This is a genomic window from Burkholderia sp. E168m23 (assembly GCF_016586125.1).
Lineage (GTDB): Bacteria > Pseudomonadota > Gammaproteobacteria > Burkholderiales > Burkholderiaceae > Burkholderia > Burkholderia orbicola.
On sequence record NZ_BCPP01000820.1, the window covers coordinates 1 to 3,315 of the forward strand.

General features: G+C 69.9%; 4 protein-coding genes. 1 reads left to right on the forward strand and 3 read right to left on the reverse strand.

Annotated elements, in window-relative coordinates; translation table 11 throughout:
• On the reverse strand, positions 1-540 hold a 540-nt coding region (locus tag JMF90_RS30230), incomplete at its 3' end, for an acyl-CoA dehydrogenase family protein (RefSeq protein WP_374104290.1).
• Positions 541-689: 149 nt separating this feature from the next.
• On the opposite strand from JMF90_RS30230, the gene JMF90_RS30235 reads away from it, so the two are divergent.
• The gene (locus JMF90_RS30235; RefSeq protein ID WP_011694647.1) at positions 690-2,237 is read left to right on the forward strand and encodes an ATP-binding protein; all 1,548 of its coding nucleotides are present in this window, start codon (positions 690-692) and stop codon (positions 2,235-2,237) included.
• Between the two features lie 50 nt (positions 2,238-2,287).
• Here JMF90_RS30235 and JMF90_RS30240 read toward each other — a convergent pair whose 3' ends face one another.
• Together JMF90_RS30240 and JMF90_RS30245 are read right to left on the reverse strand one after the other, a co-directional pair.
• The gene (locus JMF90_RS30240; protein ID WP_011694648.1) at positions 2,288-2,674 is read right to left on the reverse strand and encodes a 2-hydroxymuconate tautomerase family protein; all 387 of its coding nucleotides are present in this window, start codon (positions 2,672-2,674) and stop codon (positions 2,288-2,290) included.
• Between the two features lie 122 nt (positions 2,675-2,796).
• The gene (locus tag JMF90_RS30245; RefSeq protein WP_041489639.1) at positions 2,797-3,300 is read right to left on the reverse strand and encodes an aromatic-ring-hydroxylating dioxygenase subunit beta; all 504 of its coding nucleotides are present in this window, start codon (positions 3,298-3,300) and stop codon (positions 2,797-2,799) included.
• Positions 3,301-3,315 lie beyond the last annotated feature (15 nt).

Here is a 3,315-nt window from a genome sequence, read left to right on the forward strand (position 1 = left end):
GCGCGGCTTGTTCGGCGCGGCGTCCTGCGCGCCCGGCACGGCGATGCCGACGCCGAGCCAGTCGGCGCCCTTGCAGCCGCTCGCGAATTTCCACGTGCCGTTCACCCGCCAGCCGCCCGGCGCGTCCTGCGCGGGCTGCACCGGGAACAGGCCGCCCGCGAACACCTGGTCGGGGCCGCTCGCGTACAGCTCGGCCTGCGTGTCGAGCGGCAGCGCGGCGAGGTAGACGTTCGCGGAGCCGAAGCTCGCGACCCACGCGGCCGAGCCGTCGGCGGTCGCGATCCGTTCGATCATGTCGAGGAACGCGGTCGGCGCGAGCGCATCGCCGCCGAAGCGGCGCGGCGTGCCCGCGCGATAGATGCCGGCCTGCTTGAACAGCGCGATCACGTCGCGCGGCACGTGCGACAGCCGGTCGAATTCCTCGCGGCGCGCGGCGACGGTTTCGATCACCGCGTCGAGCGGCGACAACGGCGCGGCCGCGGGACGCGCCGCGGGCGGCGAGGTCGGCGCGGATTCGATGGCGAGAGCGGCTTGCGGCATGAAAGTCTCCTGGGGATGGGGGCGATTCCGGTGTCGGTTGCGGGGGGCAAGACGATGTAACCAGTCTAGAAACGCCGAAAACACGCAGCAATTGGTGCGTTGGGCCGCGCGACTGGTGACGCTCCGTGCCGGCCTAAAGAAATCTTCAGATGCGATCGGCGCGTGCCGGTGCTATGTTGGGTTTCCGGCCGCGCGATGCCGCGCGCCTTCCTCCGAATCCGATCATGAGTTTTCCCGACGAAGACGATTTCCACCGGCTGCTCGACGCGCTGACCACGTGCGTGCTGCTGCATGACGCGCACACCCGGGCGATCGTGTGGGCGAATCGCGCCGCGTGCATCGCGCTCGGCTTTTCCGTCGAGGAATTGCTGCCGCTGAAGGCGCCGGACATGACGCGTCCCGAGCCGAAGTACCAGCGCGAGATCGCGGTGAGCGCCTGGGATCGTGCGCGCGTCGACGGGCCGCAGGTGTACGAATGGTGCTATCGATCGCGCACGGGCGTCGACATGCTGTCCGAGGCCACCGCGACCTACGTGCCGCTGCGCGGGCGCGACGTCGTGATGGTGCAGTTCCGCGACATCAGCGCGGAAGAGGCGGTCCGCCAGCAGTTGCGCCGCTATGAGGCGCGGCTGCGCGAGTTCATGCAGGATCTCGACGAAGGCATCGCGGTCGTGACGCCGCGCGGCGGCGTGCAGTTCATCAGCGAGTCGGGCCGCCGCGTGCTCGGGCTCGCGCCCGACGAACCGCTCGGCGAGGTGCTCGACTACTGCTCCGCGGCCGATCGCGATCGGCTCATTGCGCAGTTGCGCGATGCGCCGTCCGCATGCCCGTCCGCGCCGCAGCGCTACCGGATCGTGCGGCGCGACGGCTCGGCATGCTGGCTGCGCATCCTGTGCCGGCAGGTCGAGATCGAAGGCGATCTCGACGGGCTGCTCGTGCAATTCCGCGACGTGAGCGACGAAGTCGCGATCGAGGAGGCCCGGCGTGCGGAGGCGCGGATGCTCGAATACGCGGGCCGCTACAACGCGATGGGCGAGATGGCGACCGTGATCGCGCACGAGTTGAGCCAGCCGCTCGCCGCGGTGCGCAATTTCATCGAAGGCGCGGTGCGGCGGCTGAACGGCAACGGCGCCGTCGACGACGCGATCTGGGGGCTGCGCAGCGCGGACCGGCAGGCCGAGCATGCGGCGCTGATCATCAAGAGCGTGCGCGAATTCATCGTGAAGCGCGAGCCGGTCGTCGCGCGCGCCGACCTGCGCGACATCCTCGCGGACGTCGCGTACTTCATCGAGCTGCGCGCGAAGGAGGCCGGCGTGACGGTCGCGATCGTGCAGGCCGACGCGCCGCTGCCGATCCGCTGCGAACGCGTGCTGATCGGGCAGGTGATCCTGAATCTCGCGTTCAATGCGATCGAGGCATTCGCCGGCTGCGAGCGCCTGCCGCGCACGCTGACGCTCGGCACCGCGAACGTGGCCGGCCATGCGGAGTTGCGTGCGCTCGACAATGGCCCGGGGATCGAGGCGGGCGCGCACGACCGGCTGTTCGACGGCTTTTCGTCGTCGAAGGCCGGCGGCAACGGGATCGGGTTGTCGCTGTGCAAGAGCATCGTCACGCGCCACGGCGGGCGGATCGCCGCGACGCCGGCCGCGGGCGGCGGGCTCGACTGCCGCGTGACGCTGCCGCTCGCCGACGGTTGAGCGCAACCGCGTCGGCGCGTCATGGCGGGGCAGCGACGCGCGGCGCATGGTCAGCGCCCCAGCGCCCGCGCGGTCTGGCCGCCGATGCCGAAATCCGTGTTCGGAATGTCCTTGATGATTACGCGCGTGGCTTGCAGCGGCGCGTCGAGCACGTTCGCGCCCGCGTCGGACAGCGCGGCGATCAGCGCGCGCTTCTGTTCATCGGTGCGGCCGGCGATCAGGATCGCGACGATCACCGGCAGCGACGGCGGCGCGCCGTCCGCGGCGCTGCGGCCGCCGAGGCCGATATGCGTCGCGGGCAGTTCGGTGAGCAGCACGCGCACCGAATCGATCGATGCGCCGATCGCGTCGACGGTCGCGTGGCTGAGCCGGGCGATCAGCTCGGCCTTGCGCGCGTCGTCGTGGCCGGCCGGCAGGAAAACTTCGAGTGTGGGCATGGTCGTCCGGAAAGGTGAAGGTGACCGGCTCACCTTTGCGCTGGCGATCGCGAGCCGGCAGCCGCTCACAGGTGAAGGTGGCTGGCTCACCATTGCGTTGGCGACGGTGAACCGGCCACGGCTTACAGCAGGAAGCCGATCGCGCTGAGCGCTTCGGTCGAGTCGATCAGGCGCACGACTTTTTCGGCAATGCGTATCTCGCCGTCGGCATCGACGTGCAGCTTGTGCGTGACGTCGGCCGCGAACAGCGTCGCGACGCCGCGCTTGTACGCGACCACGACCTGCGCCGATTTCAGCTCGACGGTATCGGCGCCGCTGCTCTCCAGCGTGAAACGCGACACGGTGCGCACCGTGCGTGCAGCGTCGGTGGCCGACGCCGAATAGCCGGACACCATCCGCTGCACGCGCTTCTCGCGCATGTCCTGGTCGTCGAACACGTAGTTCAGCGTCGCCGCGAAATCGGTCGTGTCCGGATCGATCGGCACCACGTAGTGGCCGGCCGGGGCCCACAGGTCGAGCCACGCGCGATAGTCGCGGCGGTCGAGCATCTCGGCTTCGCGCCACACGAATTCGACCGCGCGGGCGAAGGTCTGCTCGGAAAAGAGGGCGTTGCGGTCGTCCATCACTGTTGCTCCATCATC

Excerpts from the sequence above, each read along its gene's own strand:
- JMF90_RS30235 (WP_011694647.1), top strand. The coding sequence starts at position 690 with ATGCGATCGGCGCGTGCCGGTGCTATGTTGGGTTTCCGGCCGCGCGAT.
- JMF90_RS30240 (WP_011694648.1), bottom strand. The coding sequence starts at position 2,674 with ATGCCCACACTCGAAGTTTTCCTGCCGGCCGGCCACGACGACGCGCGC.